The 20,594-nt window shown below is 71.6% G+C and carries 18 protein-coding genes; 17 read left to right on the forward strand and 1 reads right to left on the reverse strand.

All coding sequences use genetic code 11. The annotated features are described in order from the left end of the window. The first annotated feature begins 489 nt into the window (after positions 1-489). Positions 490-1,047: an elongation factor P gene (efp, locus tag E0H26_RS20475; RefSeq protein ID WP_131306115.1), complete on the forward strand. Its 558-nt coding sequence runs from the start codon at positions 490-492 to the stop codon at positions 1,045-1,047. Between the two features lie 23 nt (positions 1,048-1,070). Then, on the forward strand, positions 1,071-1,481 hold the full coding sequence (nusB, locus tag E0H26_RS20480) for a transcription antitermination factor NusB (protein WP_206025272.1): 411 nt from the start codon (positions 1,071-1,073) through the stop codon (positions 1,479-1,481). A gap of 146 nt (positions 1,482-1,627) precedes the next feature. Here the strand turns inward: nusB and bldD are convergent, their stop codons facing one another. Continuing rightward, positions 1,628-2,116, reverse strand: coding sequence for a transcriptional regulator BldD (gene bldD / locus E0H26_RS20485; protein ID WP_117229180.1), 489 nt, complete (start codon positions 2,114-2,116; stop codon positions 1,628-1,630). A gap of 314 nt (positions 2,117-2,430) precedes the next feature. Between bldD and pyrR the strand changes: the two genes are divergently transcribed. The 15 genes from pyrR to E0H26_RS20560 all read left to right on the forward strand — a co-directional run bounded on the left by pyrR (position 2,431) and on the right by E0H26_RS20560 (position 20,569). Further along, positions 2,431-3,018 (forward strand): bifunctional pyr operon transcriptional regulator/uracil phosphoribosyltransferase PyrR, encoded by a 588-nt coding sequence (gene pyrR, locus E0H26_RS20490; RefSeq protein ID WP_131306121.1) that lies wholly within the window; start codon positions 2,431-2,433, stop codon positions 3,016-3,018. Then, on the forward strand, positions 3,015-3,941 hold the full coding sequence (locus tag E0H26_RS20495) for an aspartate carbamoyltransferase catalytic subunit (protein ID WP_131306123.1): 927 nt from the start codon (positions 3,015-3,017) through the stop codon (positions 3,939-3,941). The genes pyrR and E0H26_RS20495 overlap by 4 nt, the downstream gene beginning before the upstream one ends. Next, positions 3,938-5,269 carry a dihydroorotase gene (locus E0H26_RS20500; protein ID WP_131306126.1) on the forward strand — a complete coding sequence of 444 codons (1,332 nt, stop codon included), beginning with the start codon at positions 3,938-3,940 and terminating at the stop codon, positions 5,267-5,269. The genes E0H26_RS20495 and E0H26_RS20500 overlap by 4 nt, the downstream gene beginning before the upstream one ends. Further along, positions 5,269-6,432: a glutamine-hydrolyzing carbamoyl-phosphate synthase small subunit gene (gene carA / locus E0H26_RS20505; protein ID WP_131306129.1), complete on the forward strand. Its 1,164-nt coding sequence runs from the start codon at positions 5,269-5,271 to the stop codon at positions 6,430-6,432. Before E0H26_RS20500 ends, carA begins: the two co-directional genes overlap by 1 nt. Next, complete coding sequence (gene carB, locus E0H26_RS20510) at positions 6,425-9,802, forward strand: carbamoyl-phosphate synthase large subunit (RefSeq protein WP_131306132.1); 3,378 nt, start codon at positions 6,425-6,427, stop codon at positions 9,800-9,802. The genes carA and carB overlap by 8 nt, the downstream gene beginning before the upstream one ends. Positions 9,803-9,892: 90 nt before the next feature. Continuing rightward, on the forward strand, positions 9,893-10,942 hold the full coding sequence (locus E0H26_RS20515; RefSeq protein ID WP_131306135.1) for a quinone-dependent dihydroorotate dehydrogenase: 1,050 nt from the start codon (positions 9,893-9,895) through the stop codon (positions 10,940-10,942). A 145-nt stretch (positions 10,943-11,087) separates the two neighbouring features. Then, complete coding sequence (locus E0H26_RS20520) at positions 11,088-12,362, forward strand: adenosylmethionine--8-amino-7-oxononanoate transaminase (RefSeq protein ID WP_131306138.1); 1,275 nt, start codon at positions 11,088-11,090, stop codon at positions 12,360-12,362. Between the two features lie 77 nt (positions 12,363-12,439). Beyond that, a complete protein-coding gene (pyrF, locus tag E0H26_RS20525; RefSeq protein ID WP_131306141.1) occupies positions 12,440-13,276 on the forward strand; it encodes an orotidine-5'-phosphate decarboxylase in 837 nt (278 codons plus the stop codon). Positions 13,277-13,447: 171 nt separating this feature from the next. Next, positions 13,448-13,765, forward strand: a complete 318-nt coding sequence (mihF, locus tag E0H26_RS20530) for an integration host factor, actinobacterial type (RefSeq protein WP_007458370.1) — start codon at positions 13,448-13,450, stop codon at positions 13,763-13,765. Positions 13,766-13,790: 25 nt separating this feature from the next. After that, positions 13,791-14,324, forward strand: a complete 534-nt coding sequence (locus E0H26_RS20535; RefSeq protein WP_131306144.1) for a nucleoside/nucleotide kinase family protein — start codon at positions 13,791-13,793, stop codon at positions 14,322-14,324. 51 nt (positions 14,325-14,375) lie between these two features. Then, positions 14,376-14,639: a DNA-directed RNA polymerase subunit omega gene (gene rpoZ / locus E0H26_RS20540; protein WP_007075826.1), complete on the forward strand. Its 264-nt coding sequence runs from the start codon at positions 14,376-14,378 to the stop codon at positions 14,637-14,639. A gap of 13 nt (positions 14,640-14,652) precedes the next feature. After that, a complete protein-coding gene (coaBC, locus tag E0H26_RS20545; protein WP_131306147.1) occupies positions 14,653-15,879 on the forward strand; it encodes a bifunctional phosphopantothenoylcysteine decarboxylase/phosphopantothenate--cysteine ligase CoaBC in 1,227 nt (408 codons plus the stop codon). Positions 15,880-15,954: 75 nt separating this feature from the next. Beyond that, a complete protein-coding gene (metK, locus tag E0H26_RS20550) occupies positions 15,955-17,148 on the forward strand; it encodes a methionine adenosyltransferase (RefSeq protein ID WP_131306150.1) in 1,194 nt (397 codons plus the stop codon). Between the two features lie 65 nt (positions 17,149-17,213). Beyond that, positions 17,214-19,304 carry a primosomal protein N' gene (locus tag E0H26_RS20555; RefSeq protein WP_131306153.1) on the forward strand — a complete coding sequence of 697 codons (2,091 nt, stop codon included), beginning with the start codon at positions 17,214-17,216 and terminating at the stop codon, positions 19,302-19,304. 281 nt (positions 19,305-19,585) lie between these two features. Beyond that, on the forward strand, positions 19,586-20,569 hold the full coding sequence (locus E0H26_RS20560; RefSeq protein WP_131306156.1) for an AAA family ATPase: 984 nt from the start codon (positions 19,586-19,588) through the stop codon (positions 20,567-20,569). Positions 20,570-20,594 lie beyond the last annotated feature (25 nt).

The raw sequence follows: 20,594 nt of genomic DNA on the forward strand, positions 1-20,594 counted from the left end.
CTGGCGCCCAGCGTCCGTGTCTGGCGCCCGGCGCCCGGACCGGCGCCCGGCCCGGCGCTCGGCGCCACAGTGGCGACACCGCGTTACGAGCACCGTCGGTGACCGTGCCGGCGAGGTCGTCCATACCCACCCGCAGGCTTTGCTCTGCTTCAACCCACGCAATAGCTACTGAACAGGGACGACGCGGGTGGTCCGTCCGACGGCTCGGGGCCGGCCGATGCGGACAGTGACTGTTGCGTGGGTTGAAGCAGAGCAAAGGGGCCGCAGGTGGTGGTCGGGGGAGGGGTGGCGGTGCGGGCCGTGACGGTTCAGATGCGTCCGCTGGCCGCTGGCCGCTGGCCGTTAGCCGTCGGCTGGTGGACCGGGGACCGGGGACCGGGGACCGGGGGTGGTGGGGTGGGCGGGGCGGCGGCGGGCGGCGGGTCGGGTGGCAGCTCGGGCCTAGTAGACTCGGTGGGTCTGTCCGCCAGCTGATGATCAAGGCAGGAAATGGCCACCACCAACGACCTGAAGAACGGCCTGGTACTCAACCTCGACGGGGAGCTCTGGGCCGTCGTCGAGTTCCAGCACGTCAAGCCCGGTAAGGGTGGTGCGTTCGTGCGTACCACGCTGAAGAACGTGCTCTCCGGCAAGGTCGTCGACAAGACCTTCAACGCGGGCACCAAGGTCGAGACCGCGACCGTGGACAAGCGCACCATGCAGTACCTGTACGCCGACGGCGAGGACTACGTCTTCATGGACATGGAGACGTTCGACCAGATCACCGTGCCCGGTGGGACGGTCGGCGAGGCGGCGAACTACCTGCTGCCCGAGGCCGAGGCGATCGTGGCCACGCACGAGGGGGTGCCGCTCTACATCGAGCTGCCGACCTCGGTCGTGCTGGAGGTCACCTACACCGAGCCGGGCCTGCAGGGTGACCGGTCCACCGGTGGCAACAAGCCGGCGACCGTGGAGACCGGCGCGACCGTGCAGGTGCCGCTCTTCATCACCACCGGCGAGAAGATCAAGGTCGACACCCGCGACGGCCGTTACCTCGGCCGCGCCTGATGGCCGAGGGTCCGAAGCAGCAGATGCCGGCGCGTCGCAAGGCGCGCAAGCGGGCGCTGGACGTGCTCTTCGAGGCCGACCTGCGTGATCGTCCGCCGGTCGAGGTGTTGGCCGGCTACGTCGAGCGGATCGAGAAGCCGCGCCCCGACCATCTGGGGTACGCGGTCGGCCTGGTCGAGGGCGTGGCCGGTCACCTCGACCGGATCGACGAGCTGATCGCCAGCTACGCCGAGGGCTGGACGCTGGACCGGATGCCGGTGGTCGACCGCAACCTGGCCCGGATCGCGGTGTACGAGTTGCTCTACGTCGACGAGATCGACGACGCGGTGGCGATCAGTGAGGCCGTCGAACTGGCTCGGCAGATGTCGACCGACGACTCGCCCCGCTTCCTCAACGGCCTGCTCGGCCGGATCGCCGAGTACGCCACCCGCTGACCTGGCCACGCGCGGGCCACGACCCGGCGTCCACCGGTAGCGACCGGTCGGGGCGCCAGCCGGTAGGCGCGGCGCGGTCACCGACGAGGCGACCGGAACGACGAAAGGCCCGCGCCGTCCGGCGCGGGCCTTTGTTCGTGCCGGGGTCAGGAGGCGAAGAATGCCCGCGGGTCGGCGACCAGCACGCCGTGCTCGGTGAGCCGCTCGATCAGGCCGGACGGCGAGGCGTCGTAGACGATCGCGAGAGCCCGCAGGTCGTCGGCGCGGATCGACAGCACGCGGCCGTTGTAGTCACCGCGCTGCTGCTGGATGGCGCGGGCGTACCGGGCGACGTAGGCGAGCTCCTCGCTGGCCTCGTCGTAGAGCCGCTCCAGGTCCAGGACGATCTTGCTGGTGGGCTCGTGCCGCACCCCGCTGCCGTCGGGCAGCAACTCCGAGACCGGTACGCGGTAGAACTCGGCCAACTCGGCCAGGCGGGACACCGTGACGGCCCGGTCGCCGCGCTCGTACGAGCCGACCACCACCGCCTTCCACCGCCCGTTCGACTTCTCCTCCACGCCCTGCAGGGACAGGCCCTGCTGCTGGCGAATGGAGCGCAGACGGGCGCCCAGAGACTTGGCGTATTCAGAGGGCATTCGGACACTCCCAGTGCTGCTCGGGGTTCTCCCAGCGATCGCTACGGAGCGTGACGGTACGGGGATTCGTACACGTGGTCAAGTGGTGATGACCTTCCAGTTGGGCACCCCGGGCGACTTGTCCCGTTCTGCCCGCTGAACCGATACTCTCGCCGTGACGCCCCGCGTGGGCTGAGCCACTCGCGCCCGACCATGGTCACGGCGACGACCACTGGTAACGTGGCCGCAGCCCTCCTGCCGGCCGTACGTGGCTGACCTGGAGGATCCGACGTCCTTTAACGACCCGTCCCGTGAGGCGGGGAAGGAGGTCCGCCGTGGCCTACCCACCGGCTGCCCGCTCGTCGCCACCGCGACAACCCTCGGTGAAGGTGATTCTGACCAGCGCCGACGTGCAACGCGTCGTCGACCGGATCGCCCACCAGATCCTGGAGAAGACCCAGGGTGCCGCCGACACCGTGCTGCTCGGCGTGCCGACCCGGGGCGCACCCCTGGCCCGGCGGCTCGCCGCCCGGATCAACGCCTTCGAGGGCATCTCCGTGCCCGTCGGTGTGCTCGACATCACCCTCTACCGCGATGATCTGCGGCGCAACGCCACCCGGGCGGTCGGCCCGACCCAGTTGCCGCCCGGCGGGATAGACGGCATGCGGGTGATCCTCGTCGACGACGTGCTCTTCTCCGGCCGTACGGTCCGCGCCGCCCTGGACGCGCTGGGCGACCTCGGGCGCCCGGCGTCCGTGCAACTCGCCGTGCTGGTCGACCGGGGACACCGACAGCTACCGATCCGCGCCGACTACGTCGGCAAGAACATCCCGACCGCGCTCGCCGAGAGCGTGAAGGTGACGCTGGCCGAGACCGACGACGTCGACGAGGTCCGGCTCTACGCGGAGGGAGCCCACTCGTGATCAGGCACCTGCTCTCCGGCGCCGATCTCGACGCCGACACCGCCCTCCAGATCCTGGACACCGCGGCCGAGATGGCCGCCGTTTCCGGCCGCGAGGTCAAGAAGCTGCCCGCGCTGCGCGGACGGACGGTGGTCAACCTCTTCTACGAGGACTCCACCCGGACCCGGATCTCCTTCGAGGCGGCGGCGAAGCGGCTCAGCGCCGACGTGATCAACTTTTCCGCCAAGGGCTCCAGCGTCGCCAAGGGCGAGAGCCTGAAGGACACCGCGCTGACCCTCCAGGCGATGGGCGCGGACGCGGTCGTCGTCCGGCACCCGGCCTCGGGTGCCCCGCACCGGCTCGCCGACTGGGTCGACGGCTCGGTGGTCAACGCCGGCGACGGTACCCACGAGCACCCCACCCAGGCGCTGCTGGACGCGTACACGATGCGGTCCCGGCTGGGCCGGCTGGCCGGCCTGTCGGTCGCGGTCGTCGGTGACGTGCTGCACTCCCGGGTGGCCCGCTCCAACGTGCTGCTGCTGTCCACGCTCGGCGCCAAGGTCACCCTGGTCGGGCCGCCCACCCTCATCCCGGTCGACATCGCCGCCGCCCTGGCACCCGGCACCGACGTCTGCTACGACCTGGACGCGGTGCTGCCGTCGGCGGACGTGGTGATGATGCTGCGGGTGCAGCGGGAGCGGATGGGCGACTCCTACTTCCCGTCCGCCCGCGAGTACGCCCGCCGCTACGGCCTGGACGGTGCCCGGATGCGCCGATTGCCGGAGCACGCGATCGTCATGCACCCCGGCCCGATGAACCGGGGCATGGAGATCACTCCGGAGGTCGCCGACTCGCCCCGCTCCACCATCGTCGAACAGGTCGCCAACGGGGTCTCCGTGCGGATGGCCGTCCTCTACCTGCTGCTCGGGGGGAACAACCGGTGAACTCGTACCTGATCAAGAACGTGAGCGTGCTCGGCGCGGCGCCGACCGACCTGCTGCTGCGCGACGGCGTGGTCGCCGAGGTCGGCGCGGGGTTGTCCGCGCCGGACGCCGCGGTGGTCGACGCCGACGGTCTGGTCGCCCTGCCCGGCCTGGTCGATCTGCACACCCACCTGCGCGAGCCCGGCCGGGAGGACGCCGAGACCGTCGAGACCGGGTCCCGGGCGGCGGCGCTGGGCGGCTACACCGCGGTCTGCGCGATGGCGAACACCTCGCCGGTGGCGGACACCGCCGGGGTGGTCGAGCAGGTCTGGCGGCTCGGTCGGGAGGCCGGGCTGGTCGACGTGCAGCCGATCGGCGCGGTCACCGTCGGCCTGGCCGGCGAGCGCCTCGCCGAACTGGGCGCGATGGCCGACTCCGCCGCCCGGGTGCGGATCTTCTCCGACGACGGGCACTGCGTCGCCGACCCCCGGCTGATGCGTCGCGCCCTGGAGTACGTCAAGGCGTTCGACGGGATCATCGCCCAGCATGCCGAGGAGCCCCGGCTCACCGAGGGTGCGCAGATGCACGAGGGCGAGGTCTCCACCCGGCTGGGCCTGACCGGTTGGCCGGCGGTGGCCGAGGAAGCGATCATCGCCCGGGACGTGCTGCTGGCCGAGCACGTCGGCAGCCGGCTGCACGTCTGCCACGTCTCCACGGCCGGCAGCGTCGAGGTGCTGCGCCAGGCCAAGGCCCGGGGGGTACGGGTCACCGCCGAGGTGACCCCGCACCACCTGCTGCTCACCGACATGCTGGTGGGTGGGGGGAGCGAGCTGGCCAGCCCCGAGATCGCGGAGGGCTGGAGCCCGGCCGGAGCGTACGACCCGGTGTTCAAGGTCAACCCGCCGCTGCGGACCGCCGCCGACATCGCCGCGCTGCGGGCCGCCCTGGTCGACGGGGTGATCGACATCGTCGCCACCGACCACGCCCCGCACGCGGTGGAGGACAAGGAGTGCGAGTGGGCGTACGCCCGGCCCGGGATGCTCGGGCTGGAGACGGCGCTGTCGATCGCGCTCGACGTGCTCGGCCCCGAGTGGGATCTGATCGCCGAGCGGATGTCGCGCACCCCGGCCCGGATCGCCGGGCTGACCGAGCACGGCCACGATCCCGCCCCCGGCGCCCCGGCCAACCTGACCCTGGTCGACCCGGGCGTCCGTCGGCTGGTCGACCCGGCGGAACTGGCCAGTCGCAGCCGTAACACCCCGTACGCCCGGATGACGCTGCCGGGTCGCATCGTGGCGACCTTCCTGCGTGGCGAGGCGACGGTCCTGGACGGAAAGGCTGTCAAATAATGGCAAGGCGCGCAGGAGCGATCCTCGTCCTGGAGGACGGGCGCACGTTTCACGGCGAGGCGTACGGCAGCGTCGGGGAGACCTTCGGCGAGGCGGTCTTCAACACCGGGATGACCGGCTACCAGGAGACGCTGACCGACCCGTCGTACCACCGGCAGGTCGTGGTGCAGACCGCCCCGCACATCGGCAACACCGGCGTCAACGCCGAGGACGACGAGTCCCGGCGGATCTGGGTGGCCGGCTACGTGGTGCGTGACCCGGCCCGGGTCAGCTCGAACTGGCGGGCCACCGGTGGGCTGGAGGACCGGCTCGCCACCGAGGGTGTGGTCGGCATCAGCGGGGTGGACACCCGGGCGCTGACCCGGCACCTGCGCGAGCGCGGGGCGATGCGGGTCGGCATCTCCAGCATCGACGACGATCCCCGCGCCCTGCTGGCCCGGGTCCGCCAGTCGCCGCAGATGCTCGGCGCGGACCTGTCCGCCGAGGTGACCACCACGGCGCCGTACGTGGTGGCCGCCGAGGGCGAGCACCGGTTCACGGTGGCCGCGCTGGATCTGGGCATCAAGCGCAACGTGCCGCGTCGGCTGGCCGCCCGGGGCGTGACCACCCATGTGCTGCCGGCGCACTCGACCATCGAGGACCTACTGGCGACCGGCGCGGACGCGGTCTTCTTCTCACCCGGCCCGGGCGACCCGGCCACCGCCGACGGGCCGGTCAAGCTGGCCCGCGACGTGCTGCGTCGGCAGGTGCCGCTGTTCGGCATCTGTTTCGGCAGCCAGATCCTCGGCCGGGCACTCGGCTTCGGCACCTACAAGCTCGGCTACGGCCACCGGGGCATCAACCAGCCGGTGCTCGACCGGGTCACCGGCAAGGTCGAGGTGACCAGCCACAACCACGGTTTCGCCGTGCAGTTGCCCGGTGTGCAGCCGGGTGCGGTCGTGCCCGACCAGGTCATCGACACCGAGTTCGGTGGCGTGCAGGTGAGTCATCTCTGCCTCAACGACAACGTGGTCGAGGGGCTGCGGGCCAGGGACGTGCCCGCGTTCACCGTCCAGTACCACCCGGAGGCGGCGGCCGGTCCGCACGACGCGGACTACCTCTTCGACCGTTTCGCCGAGTTGATCGAGGGTCGGACCCACAGCGAGGGGCGCACGAATGCCTAAGCGGAGCGATCTCAAGCACATCCTGGTGATCGGCTCCGGGCCGATCGTCATCGGGCAGGCCTGCGAGTTCGACTACTCCGGCACCCAGGCGTGCCGGGTGCTGCGCAGCGAGGGGATCCGGGTCAGCCTGGTCAACTCCAACCCGGCCACGATCATGACGGATCCGGAGTTCGCCGACGCCACGTACGTCGAGCCGATCACCCCGGAGTTCGTCGAGTTGGTCATCGCCAAGGAGCGGCCGGACGCGGTGCTGCCCACCCTCGGCGGGCAGACCGCGCTGAACACCGCCGTCGCGCTGCACGAGGCCGGGGTGCTGGAGAAGTACGGCGTCGAGCTGATCGGCGCCGACATCGACGCGATCCGCCGTGGCGAGGACCGGCAGCTGTTCAAGGACATCGTCGCCAAGGCGGGCGTCCGGATCGGCGTCGAGGACCCGGCGGGCCTGGTGCCGCGGTCGCGGGTGTGCCACTCGATGGACGAGGTCCGCGAGACCGTGGCCGAGTTGGGCCTGCCGGTGGTGATCCGGCCGTCGTTCACCATGGGTGGCCTCGGCTCCGGCATGGCGCACACCGACGCCGACCTGGAGCGCATCGCCGGTGCCGGGCTGGCCGCCAGCCCGGTGCACGAGGTGCTGATCGAGGAGAGCGTGCTCGGCTGGAAGGAGTACGAGCTCGAACTGATGCGGGACCGGCACGACAACGTGGTGGTGGTCTGCTCGATCGAGAACGTCGACCCGATGGGCGTGCACACCGGCGACAGCGTGACCGTGGCGCCGGCCATGACGCTCACCGACCGGGAGTACCAGCGCCTGCGTGACCTGGGCATCGCGGTGCTGCGTGAGGTCGGGGTGGACACCGGCGGCTGCAACATCCAGTTCGCGGTCAACCCGGCCGACGGCCGGATCGTCGTCATCGAGATGAACCCCCGGGTGTCGCGTTCGTCGGCGCTCGCGTCGAAGGCGACCGGTTTCCCGATCGCGAAGATCGCCGCGAAGCTGGCCATCGGCTACACCCTCGACGAGATCCCCAACGACATCACCCTCAAGACGCCGGCCGCGTTCGAGCCGACGCTGGACTACGTGGTGGTGAAGATCCCCCGGTTCGCGTTCGAGAAGTTCCCCGGCGCGGACCCGGAGCTGACCACCACGATGAAGTCCGTCGGCGAGGCGATGAGCCTCGGCCGCAACTTCACCGAGGCGCTGAACAAGGCGATGCGCTCGATGGAGACCAAAGCATCAGGTTTCTGGACGGTGCCGGATCCGTCGGGTGCGACCAGGGAGAACACCCTCGCCGCGCTGCGGGTGCCGCACGACGGGCGGCTCTACACGGTGGAGCGGGCGCTGCGCCTGGGCGCCTCGATCGCCGAGGTCACCGCCGCGTCCGGCGGGATCGACCCGTGGTTCCTGGACCAGATCGCCGGGTTGGTCGAGTTGCGTGCGGAGATCGTGGCCGCGCCGGTGCTCGACGCGGAGCTGCTGCACCGGGCCAAGCGGGCCGGTCTGTCCGACCGCCAGTTGGCCGCGCTGCGTCCCGAACTGGCCGCCGAGGACGGCGTCCGGACGCTGCGGCACCGGCTCGGTATCCGGCCGGTCTACAAGACCGTCGACACCTGCGCCGCCGAGTTCGAGGCGACCACCCCGTACCACTACTCGTCGTACGACGCGGAGACCGAGGTGGTCGGCTCGGCGCGACCCAAGGTGCTGATCCTGGGCTCGGGGCCGAACCGGATCGGGCAGGGCATCGAGTTCGACTACTCCTGCGTGCACGCCGTGATGGCGTTGCGGAGCGCGCCGTCCGGCGGCTCGGCGGCCGGCGGCTCCGGCTTCGAGACCGTCATGGTCAACTGCAATCCGGAAACCGTCTCCACCGACTACGACACCGCCGACCGGCTCTACTTCGAGCCGTTGACCTTCGAGGACGTGATCGAGGTCTGGCACGCCGAGGACTCCTCCGGCCGGGCGGCCGGCGGGCCGGGCGTGGTGGGCGTGATCGTGCAGCTCGGTGGGCAGACCCCGCTCGGGTTGGCCCAGCGGCTCAAGGACGCCGGGGTGCCGGTGGTCGGCACCTCGCCGGAGTCGATCCACCTGGCCGAGGAGCGGGGCGCCTTCGGGTCGCTGCTGGCCCGGGCGGGCCTGCGCGCCCCGGCGCACGGCACCGCCACCTCGTACGAGGAGGCGAAGGAGATCGCCGACGAGATCGGCTATCCGGTGCTGGTCCGCCCGTCGTACGTGCTGGGCGGGCGGGGCATGGAGATCATCTACGACGATGTCACTTTGCGTGACTACATCGGGCGGGCCACCGAGATCTCGCCGGATCACCCGGTGCTGGTGGACCGGTTCCTCGACGACGCCATCGAGATCGACGTGGACGCGCTCTGCGACGCCGACGGTGAGGTCTACCTCGGCGGCGTGATGGAGCACATCGAGGAGGCGGGCATCCACTCCGGCGACTCGTCGTGCGCCCTGCCGCCGATCACCCTGGCCGGCTCGCACGTGGCCCAGGTCCGCCGGTACACCGAGGCGATCGCCCGGGGCATCGGCGTACGCGGCCTGCTCAACGTGCAGTACGCGCTCAAGGACGACGCGTTGTACGTCCTGGAGGCCAACCCGCGTGCCTCGCGTACCGTGCCGTTCGTCTCCAAGGCCACGGCGGTGCCGCTGGCCAAGGCGGCGGCCCGGATCGCGCTCGGCGCGACCATCGCCGAGCTGCGCGCCGAGGGCATGTTGCCGGCGACCGGGGACGGCGGCACGCTGCCGCCGGACGCCCCGATCGCGGTCAAGGAGGCGGTCCTGCCGTTCAAGCGGTTCCGGACGCCTGCGGGCAAGGGGGTGGACTCGCTGCTCGGCCCGGAGATGAAGTCGACCGGCGAGGTGATGGGCATCGACACCTCCTTCGGGCACGCCTTCGCCAAGTCCCAGTCGGCCGCGTACGGGTCTCTGCCGACCCAGGGCAAGATCTTCGTCTCGGTGGCGAACCGGGACAAGCGCGGCATGATCTTCCCGGTGAAGCGCCTGGCCGATCTGGGCTTCGAGATCGTCGCGACCGCCGGCACCGCCGAGGTGCTGCGCCGGCACGGCATCGCCTGCGAGCTTGCCCCGAAGCACTACGAGGCCGGATCCGACGACGACGCGGTGTCGCTGATTCTCGGCGGTCGGGTCGCCCTGGTGATCAACACCCCGCAGGGCTCCGGCGCCAGTGCCCGCTCGGACGGCTACGAGATCCGCAGCGCTGCGGTGACGGCGGACATCCCCTGCATCACCACCGTCCCCGGCGCCGCCGCGGCGGTGATGGGCATCGAAGCCCGCATCCGCGGCGACATGCAGGTCCGCCCCCTCCAGGCCCTCCACGCCACCCTCCGGACCCCCCAGTGACCGCCCCGACCAGGTTGATCAAGAAGTTTTGGTCATCCGGCAGCCCCGAATCGGACGCAAACCTCTTGATCAACCCGACGGTGTGGGGGCGTGATGTTTGAGGGGACGGTGCGGCGGGGGCTGTTTCGGGTTGGTAAGGGGGATGCGGAGGCGGCGCACGAGTTCACCTTGCGGCGGTTGGCGGCGATGTCGCGGATGCCGGTCGCGTTGGCGGCGCTGCGGGCCCGGTACGCCGTGGCGGCGCCGCGCACGGTGTTCGGGGTGCGGTTCCCGAACCCGGTGGGGTTGGCGGCCGGGATGGACAAGGACGGGATGGCGCTGCCGGCATGGCCGGCGTTGGGCTTCGGCTTCGTCGAGGTCGGCACGGTGACGGCACACCCGCAGCCGGGCAACCCCCGGCCGCGGTTGTTCCGGCTGCCCGACAGCGAGGCAGTGATCAACCGGATGGGCTTCAACAACGCCGGCGCCGAGGCGCTGGCGGCCCGGCTGGCGGCGCTGCCGCGCCCGCTCGGCGTACCGCTGGGGATCTCGCTCGGCAAGTCCAAGGTGACGCCGCTGGACGACGCGGTGGCCGACTACCAGGCGTCGTACCGCGCGTTGCGCGGGCAGGGCGACTACTTCGCGGTCAACGTCTCCTCGCCGAACACCCCGGGGCTGCGGGCCTTGCAGGACCGTGACCACCTGGACGCCCTGCTCGCCGCCCTGGTGGGGGAGAAGCCGGTGCTGGTGAAGATCGCCCCGGACCTGACCGAACCGGCGATCGCCGAACTGCTGGAGGTGTGCCTGGCCCGGGGCGCGGCCGGGGTGATCGCCACGAACACCACCCTGAGCCGCGACGGGCTTGCCCCGACCGACCAGCCACGGGCCGGCGAGACCGGCGGCCTGTCCGGCCGCCCGCTGACCGACCGGGCCCGCCAGGTGGTCGCCTTCGTCCATCGCGAGACCGGCGGCCGGCTGCCGATCATCGGCGTGGGCGGCATCGTCCAACCCGACGACGCCACCCGGATGTTCGACGCCGGCGCCAGCCTGGTCCAGCTCTACACCGGCTTCATCTACCGGGGCCCGGCCCTACCCCGCGCCGTCGCCCGCGCCGCATCAACCGCCCCGACCCCATCCCCCACACCCCCCACCCCCCGATGACCACCCCCGCCGCCCGCGATCATGCACTTCCTGTCGGGACGAATGCGGCATACGGGCCACAACGGCGACCGAAAGCGCAAGATCGCGGAGAGGTGGGGGATGTGGGGGATGTGGGGGAGGGGTGGGAGGGGTGGGAGGGGTGGGGATGACGCCGGAGGAGATTCTCGCGGTTGATGCGGCGCATGTGTGGCATCCGTACGCGGTGTTGCCGCCGGCGGTACCGCCGTTAGTGGTGGATGGGGCGCAGGGGGTGCGGCTGCGGCTGGCCGACGGGCGTGAGCTGGTCGACGGGATGTCGTCCTGGTGGGCGGCGATCCACGGTTACCGGCATCCGGTGCTGGACGCGGCGGTGACCGACCAGCTGGGCCGGATGAGCCACGTGATGTTCGGCGGGCTGACCCACGCCCCCGCCGTGGAGTTGGCCCGCACCCTGGTCGAGCTGGCCCCCGAAGGGCTGGAGCACGTGTTCCTGGCCGACTCCGGCTCGGTCAGCGTCGAGGTCGCGGTCAAGATGTGCCTGCAGTACCAGCGGGCCACCGGCCGGCCAGAGCGCCGCCGGCTGGGCACCTGGCGGGGTGGCTACCACGGCGACACGTTCCACCCGATGAGCGTCTGCGATCCCGAGGGCGGCATGCACCACCTCTGGGGTGACGTGCTGCCCCGGCAGGTCTTCGCCCCGGCACCGCCGGGCGGCTTCGACACCGCGCCCGATCCGGCGTACGAGGCGGCGCTGGTCGAGGCGGTGGAGCGGCACGCCGACGAGTTGGCCGCGGTCATCGTCGAGCCGGTGGTGCAGGGTGCCGGCGGCATGCGCTTCCATCATCCGCACTACCTGCGGGTGCTGCGCGAGGTGACCCGTGCGCACGGCGTGTTGTTGGTCTTCGACGAGATCGCCACCGGGTTCGGCCGGACCGGGACGATGTTCGCCGCCGAGCACGCCGGCGTCGCCCCGGACGTGATGTGCGTGGGCAAGGCGCTCACCGGCGGCTACCTGACCCTGGCCGCCGCGCTGTGCACGCCCGAGGTCGCGGCCGGCATCCGTGCCGGTGGGGTGCTGGCGCACGGGCCGACCTTCATGGGTAACCCGCTTGCCTGCGCGGTCGCCAACGCTTCCCTGGGCCTGTTGCGGGCGGGGGACTGGGCCGGGCAGGTGGCGAGGTTGCAGCGCGGCCTGCGTGCCGGTCTGGAGCCGCTGCGCGGCGCACCGGGTGTGACGGATGTCCGGGTCCTCGGTGGCATCGGTGTGGTGCAGCTCGACCACGAGGTCGACCTGGCCGCGGCCACGGCCGCCGCCGTGGCGCAGGGGGTGTGGCTGCGGCCGTTCCGGGATCTGATCTACACGATGCCGCCGTACGTCACGGACGACGCCGATCTGGCGCTGATCGTGGCGGGTATCGGCGCGGCGGTGAAGGCGGCCTGAGTAGTCGGCCCTCCGCACGCACCAAGGTTGAGTAGCCGAGCGGGGCAAGTTGAGCACGAGAGGAAGGCACTGCGGGTATGGAGAGCTTTGGCGCCCGGCTGCATCGGGCGGTCCGCGAGCGGGGGCCGCTCTGCGTCGGCATCGATCCGCATCCGGCACTGCTGGCCCGATGGGGCCTCACCGATGACGTCGACGGGCTGGATCGGTTCGCCCGTACCGTCGTGGACGCCCTCGGTGACCGAGTTGCGGTGGTCAAGCCTCAGTCGGCGTTCTTCGAGCGATTCGGGTCCCACGGTGTGGCGGTTCTTGAGTCAACTATCCGACAGTTGCGAGATCGCGGCTCGCTCGTTCTGCTCGACGTCAAGCGCGGCGACATCGGCTCGACGGTCCACGCCTACGCCTCGGCGTATCTGGAGCCATCCAGCCCCATGTATGTCGACGCGGTGACCGCGAGCCCGTTCCTGGGCGTCGGCTCGCTCACCCCGATGTTCGAGTTGGCTGCCGAACACGGTGGCGGGGTGTTCGTCCTGGCGCTCACCTCCAACCCCGAGGGCGCCACGGTGCAGCGGGCCACAACCGCCGACGGGCGTACCGTCGCGCAGGCGGTGATTGACGAGATTGCGCAGCTCAACGCGGGTGCGGAGCCGCTCGGGAGCATCGGTGCGGTGATCGGGGCGACGGTCGGCGAGACCGGCTGTGACCTGTCGGCGATCAACGGTCCGCTGCTCGCTCCGGGCCTCGGCGCGCAGGGCGCCACGGCAGCGGATCTGCGCGTGGTGTTCGGCACCAACCTGTCCGCCGTGCTGCCCTCGTACTCCCGGGAGGTGCTGGGAGCGGGCCCAGACGCGGAGGCGCTGCGGGCCGCGGCGGACCGCGCGGTGGCCGACTGCCGGGCCGCGCTGGCGATGTCATGACTGACTGACGGCTCGGTCACTTTGTGGTGATCATTGCGTGCCCACGTTGCCGAAAGCTCCGTTGACCGCTAGTTTTCCCCGCGCTGGGAACCCCTTGGTTCACAGCGACACCACGTTTCACAGATGCGGCGGTGCGTCCCGCCCGTCGCGATAGGGACCTGAGGAGAACTGGTGCCGCTCCCGTCACTGACCCCCGAGCAGCGCGCAGCTGCGCTGGAGAAGGCTGCGGAAATCCGCAAAGCCCGTGCCGAGCTGAAGGAGCAGCTCAAGCAGGGTAAGACCACTCTCGGAGCCGTTCTTGAGCGGGCCGAGTCCGATGATGTCGTCGGCAAGCTCAAGGTGTCGGCCGTGCTGCAGGCGATGCCGGGCATCGGCAAGATCCGGGCTACCCAGATCATGGAGAAGCTCAAGATCGCCGACAGCCGTCGCCTGCGTGGCCTCGGCGAGCAGCAGCGCAAGGCCCTGCTTGGGGAGTTCGCTGCCAACTGAGTATGGCTGCGTGTAGAAACAAGCAGTGAGCTTGGATGACGAGACGCGCCCGGCGGCTCGGCTCACTGTCCTGGCTGGCCCCTCCGGCGCCGGCAGGGAGAGTGTCGTCGAGTTGGTCCGGGCGCGTTCTCCGTCTGTGTGGACTCCCGTACCGGTGACCACCCGGCCCCGCCGGGTGGGTGAGCTGGACGGGGTCCACCGCAGTTTCCTCGCCCCGGAGGAGTTCGACCGCCGCCTGGCCGTCGGCGAGCTGCTGGAGTGGAGCCGGCTCGGGGCACACCGGCGCGGTACCGAGATCGGCCCGCTACGCAGCCGGATCGCCGCCGGAACGCCGGTGCTGCTGCCCCTGGACCTGGACGGGGCGCTGCTGGTGCGGGCCGCGTGGCCGCAGGCCCGACTCGTGCTGCTCCACCCGCCCGGTCGAGTTCCGGCCCCGGCCGTCGTGGCGGCCTTCGACCGCAGCGTGTCCTATGACCGAACCGAGCGGGTCGTGGACGAGCTGGTAGGATTCATCGGTTCTTCCTTCCTGGCTCCGGCCCGGCCGCGTTCGCGCGGTTGAGCGCCGGCACCGCGCTCGCGCGGTCCGTGCGAAAGACGCAGAGGTTTATCCGTGGGATCCATCGCCAACCCAGAAGGCATCACCAACCCGCCGATCGACGAGCTCCTGGAGAAGACGACGTCGAAGTACGCGCTGGTCATCTTCGCGGCCAAGCGTGCGCGTCAGGTCAACGCCTACTACAGCCAGCTCGGCGAGGGTCTGCTCGAGTACGTCGGCCCGCTGGTCGAGACCACCCCCCAGGAGAAGCCGCTCTCCATCGCGATGCGCGAGATCAACGCGGGCCTGCTCACCGCCGAGCCGACTGACCAGCCGTAATCACCGCGCCTCGATGAGCGCCCGGATCATCCTCGGGGTAGGCGGCGGGATCGCCGCGTACAAGGCGTGTGAACTGCTGCGTCTGTTCACCGAGTCGGGCCACCAGGTCCGGGTCGTACCGACCGCCGCAGCGCTCCGTTTCGTCGGCGCGCCGACCTGGGCCGCGCTCTCCGGGCAGCCGGTCGCCGAGGACGTCTGGTCCGACGTGCACGAGGTGCCGCACGTGCGCCTTGGCCAGCAGGCCGACCTGGTGGTGGTCGCACCCACCACCGCCGACCTGCTGGCCAAGGCCGCCCAGGGCATCGCCGACGACCTACTCACCAACACCCTGCTCACCGCCCGCTGCCCGGTGGTGCTGGCGCCGGCCATGCACACCGAGATGTGGGAGCACCCGGCCACCGTCGACAACGTGGCGACGCTGCGGCGTCGGGGCGTACGGGTCATCGAGCCCGCCGTGGGGCGGCTCACCGGCGTCGACACCGGCAAGGGCCGGCTACCCGACCCGGCGGAGATCTTCGCGATCGCCCGGCGGACCCTGGTCCGGGGGATCGACGCCCCGGCGGACCTGACCGGCCGACACGTGGTGGTCACCGCCGGGGGCACCCGGGAGCCGCTGGACCCGGTGCGCTTCCTGGGTAACCGCTCCTCCGGCAAGCAGGGCTACGCCTTCGCCCGCGCCGCGGTGGCCCGTGGTGCCCGGGTCACGTTGGTCTCGGCCAACGTGGCGTTGCCCGATCCGGCCGGTGCGGACGTGATCCGGGTGGGTACCACCAGCGAGCTGCGCGAGGCGACGCTCAAGGCCGCGGTCGACGCCGACGTGGTGGTGATGGCGGCGGCTCCGGCCGATTTCCGGCCGGCGACCTACGCGACTGGCAAAATCAAGAAGTCGGACGACGGCGCGGCGCCCATCATCGAACTGGTGACCAACCCGGACATCGCTGCCGAGTTGGGCCAGCGTCGGCGGCCCGACCAGGTGCTGGTGGTGTTCGCCGCCGAGACCGGCGACGCCGAGGCCAACGGGCGGGCCAAGCTCGTCCGCAAGCGGGCCGACCTCATCGTCATCAACGAGGTCGGGCCGGACAAGGTCTTCGGCGCCGACACCAACGCGGCCACGGTCGTCGACGTGGACGGCTCGGTCAACCGGTTGCCCGAACAGTCCAAGGAGGATCTCGCCGACGAGGTGTGGGACCTGGTCGTCGTGCGGCTGGCCGGTGCCTCCTCCTTACGAGTGGACCCCTGACCGACCATCGACGCGCCCACAGCGGTCGGTGACTACACTGCCGCCGAATGACATCCAAAAAAACCTAGGAGTGCCGTGACACGCCGCCTCTTCACGTCCGAATCGGTCACGGAAGGCCACCCGGACAAGATCGCCGACCAGATCAGTGACGGCATCCTCGACGCCCTGCTCAGCCAGGACCCGCACAGCCGCGTGGCGGTGGAAACCCTGATCACAACTGGTCAGGTGCATGTGGCGGGCGAGGTGACCACCAAGGCGTACGCCGACATCCCGACGATCGTGCGGGAGACCATCCTCGGCATCGGCTACGACTCGTCGAAGAAGGGTTTCGACGGGGCGTCCTGCGGCGTCAGCGTCTCGATCGGCTCGCAGTCGCCGGACATCGCCCAGGGTGTGGACAACGCCTTCGAGTTGCGTACGGGTGCGTCGGAGAGCGCACTCGACGCGCAGGGCGCGGGCGACCAGGGCATGATGTTCGGCTTCGCCTGCTCCGAGACGCCCGAGCTGATGCCGCTGCCCATCGCCCTGGCACACCGGCTGGCCCGCCGCCTCGCCGCGGTCCGCAAGGACGGCACTGTCCCGTACCTGCGGCCCGACGGCAAGACCCAGGTCACCATCGAGTACGAGGGCCTGCGGCCGGTACGGCTCAACACCGTCGTCGTCTCCAGCCAGCACGCCGCCGACATCTCGCTGGACTCGCTGCTCACGCCGGACGTGCGCGATCACGTCATCGCCCCGGAACTGGAGAGCCTCGGCCTGGACACCGAGGGCTACCGGCTGCTGGTCAACCCGACCGGCCGCTTCGAGATCGGTGGCCCGATGGGCGACGCCGGCCTGACCGGGCGGAAGATCATCGTGGACACCTACGGTGGCTACGCCCGCCACGGCGGTGGCGCCTTCTCCGGCAAGGACCCGTCGAAGGTCGACCGGTCGGCCGCGTACGCGATGCGCTGGGTGGCCAAGAACGTGGTGGCCGCCGGCCTGGCCGAGCGCTGCGAGGCGCAGGTCGCCTACGCCATCGGCAAGGCCCACCCGGTGAGCCTGTTCATCGAGACCTTCGGCACCGAGACCGTGCCGGTGGCCTCGATCGAGAAGGCGGTGAACGAGATCTTCGATCTGCGTCCGGCCGCCATCATCCGGGATCTGCACCTGCTGCGTCCGATCTACGCGCAGACCGCCGCCTACGGTCACTTCGGCCGTGAGCTGCCGGAGCTGACCTGGGAGAACACCGACCGGGCCGCCGACCTCAAGTCGGCCGCAGGAGCCTGACCGGCAGCAGGCGAGACGACCGGCGACCCGCCGACGGGTCGCCGGTCGCTCGTGTCTGTGTCGACGTGCCACTGCCGCACCTGGATCGTCCCTTCGACTACCTGGTACCGCAGGCGTTGGCCGCCCACGCGCTGCCCGGCGTGCGGGTGAAGGTGCGCTTCGCCGGCCAGCAGGTTGACGGGTGGCTGCTGGAACGGGTCGACCGGTCCGATCATCCCCGGCTGGCGTACCTGGAGAAGGTGGTCTCGCCGGTGCCGGTGCTCGCCCCCGAGGTGGCCCGGCTGGCCCGGGCCGTCGCCGACCGGTACGCCGGCAGCCTGGCCGACGTACTGCGCCTGGCGATCCCACCCCGGCACGCCCGGGTCGAGAAGGACTTCCTCGCGCGAGCCGCCGCCACCGCCGAACCGGCGGAGACCGCCGCCGCTGCCGAGCCCGCCACCACGGGAGCCACCGCCGCCGCTGCGGAGCCCACCACCGCCGTCGAGCCGGGGGAGGCCGCCGCCGCCACCGCCGAAGGGGCCGGCGCGGGACCCGAGGCCGGCGACGTCCTGGCGGACCAACTGCCCCACGGCCGCGCCGTCGGCGGTGGACCGGTCGACCCGCCGGACCCGGGTGGGTGGCGGGACTACCCGGCCGGGCCGGCGCTGTTGCGGGCGCTCGCCGACGGACGCCCGCCCCGGGCCGTCTGGTCGGCGCTGCCAGGTGAGGACTGGGCGGCACGGTACGCCACCGCGGTCGCGGCCACCGTGGCCGCCGGTCGGGGTGCGCTCGTCGTGGTCGCCGACGGGCGGGACCTGGACCGGCTGGACGCGGCGTTGACCGCCACGCTCGGACCGGACCGGCATGTGTGCCTGTCCGCCGCGCTCGGGCCCGCCCGCCGGTACCGCGCCTTCCTCACCGCCCGCCACCACGATGTCCCGGTGGTCATCGGTACCCGGGCGGCCATGTTCGCCCCGGTGGCCCGGCTGGGGCTGGTGGCCATCTGGGACGACGGCGACGACCTGCACGCCGAGCCGAGAGCGCCGTACCCGCACGCCCGTGAGGTGCTGCTCACCCGCGCCCAACTCGACGGCGCCGCGGCCCTGGTCGGTGGCTACGTCCGGACCGCCGAGGCGCAACTGCTGGTGGAGACCGGGTGGGCCCGCGAGGTGGTGGCCGCCCGTGAGGTGCTGCGGGCGCGTACCCCGGCGGTCGCCCCGACCGGCGACGACCCCCAACTGGCCCGGGACCCGGCTGCGGCGACCGCCCGGTTGCCCAGCCTGGCCTGGACCGCCGCCCGGGAGGCGTTACGGGCGGAGTCTCCGGTCCTGGTGCAGGTGCCCCGGCGGGGTTACCTACCCTCCGTGGCCTGCGCCGACTGTCGTACGCCGGCGCGCTGTCCGCACTGCGCGGGGCCGCTGGCGCTGCCGTCGTCCGGTGGTACCCCCGCCTGCCGGTGGTGCGGTCGGGTGGCGGCCGCGTACGCCTGCCCGCACTGCGGTGGGCGGCGGCTCCGGGCCTCGGTCACCGGGGCCCGGCGTACCGCCGAGGAGCTTGGCCGGGCTTTTCCCGGTGTGCCGGTGCGGACCTCGGGGCGGGAGGAGGTGCTGGCGGACGTCCCCGGTGGCGCCGGACTGGTGATCGCCACTCCGGGCGCCGAACCGGTCGCGGCGGGCGGCTACGGTGCGGTGCTGCTGCTGGATACCTGGGCCCTGCTCACCCGGACCGACCTGCGCGCGGGGGAGGAGACGTTGCGCCGCTGGGCGGCTGCGGCCGCCTTGGCGCGGCCGGCGGCGGCGGGGGGTCGGGTGGTGGTGGTCGCGGATGGCGCGCTCGCCCCGGTACAGGCTCTGCTGCGGTGGGATCCCGCCTGGTTCGCCGCCCGGGAACTGGCCGAGCGGCGGGAACTCGGGTTCCCGCCGGCCGTGCGGATGGCCAGCCTGACCGGTCCGCCGGCTGCGGTGGCCGATCTGTTGGCGCAGGCGAGACTGCCGGACGGGGCGCAACTGCTCGGTCCGGTACCGGCCGACGGTGAGCGGGAACGGATGTTGGTTCGGGTGCCTCGGGCCCGGGCCGCGGCGTTGGCTGAGGCGTTGCACGCGGCGGCCGGGGTGCGCAGCGCCCGCAAGGCGGTCGATCCGGTACGGCTTCAGGTCGACCCGCTGGCGTTGTTCTGACGCCATCCGGTGACGCTGTGTGAGGTCCTGTCGCGCGTGAATGTCGCCATATGTGAACGCTCCGCGACGCCTTGTGCTGATGTTTCCGTCACCGGTCGTGTCTTCGGGTCCGCCGCGCCGGAGGTGATAGAGTCGCCCGTCATGCCGGGGCGTACGACAGCTCCAGGTCACGGCCCGGCGGCAGACGCGCAGAGCAGGGGTTGTCGCGGTACGGCGCGACCGCGTCGATCCGGCGCGATATCGATGCATCCAATCAGCCGGTGATCAGGGGTGGACCACTCGTGACCGTTCGTCAGTCGATCGTCTTCAACGGTGACCTCGGCAGCGGCAAGAGCACCGTGTCGGTGGAAATCTCCAAGCGGCTCGGGCTGCGCCGGGTCAGCGTCGGCGACCTCTACCGGCAGATGGCTCAGGAGCGCCAGATGACCGCGCTCCAGCTCAATCTGCACGCCGAGCTGGACCAGGCCGTCGACGGCTACGTCGACCAGCTCCAGCGTGACATCGCCGCCTCCGGTGAGAGTCTCGTCATGGATTCGCGGCTGGCCTGGCACTTCTTCACCCACGCGCTCAAGGTGCACATGATCACCGAGCCGGGCGAGGCGGCCCGGCGGGTGCTGCTGCGCCCCTCCGGGCCGGCGGAGAGCTACATCTCGCTGGAGGAGGCCAAGGCCAAGCTCAAGGAGCGCAGCGAGAGCGAGCGTGGCCGGTTCCTGGTCCGCTACGGGGTGGACAAGTCCCGGCTGCGCAACTACGACCTGATCTGCGACACCACCCGGGCACCCGCCGACGAGGTGATCGAGCGCATCATCGACGCGTACGAGGGGCGGCTGGCGCCCGAGGTGCTGCACGCCGCACCGCCGCTGCTGCTGCTCGATCCGGCCCGCGTCTACCCGACCGAGGACGTCGCCGGCCTGCGGGGGCTGTGGGACTCGACGTACGTCGGCGAGGTGGCCACGGCCGGCGAGGCGGCTCTGGAGCCGTTGGAGTTGGGCTTCACCGGCGAGTACTTCTTCGTGGTCAACGGGCACCGCCGGCTCAGTGCCGCCCTGCAGAGCGGATTCCGGCTGGTACCCGGCCGGCTGGTCGCCGAGGTCGACGAGCCCGTGGTGGGTGCGACGAGCGCGATCGACTACTTCGCCGCGCAGGTCCGCCCCAGCCTGATCCACGACTGGGAGGCGGCCCACGGCATCCGCCTGCCGCTGCCGGAGCACGCCCTGCTCGCCGGCGACGCGGTGCTGGCGGGGGAGCCCGGCAGCGCCGGCTGACCACCTGCCGTCGCGCCCCGGGCAC

The sequence above is a fragment of the Micromonospora zingiberis genome (assembly GCF_004331455.1).
Lineage (GTDB): Bacteria > Actinomycetota > Actinomycetes > Mycobacteriales > Micromonosporaceae > Micromonospora > Micromonospora zingiberis.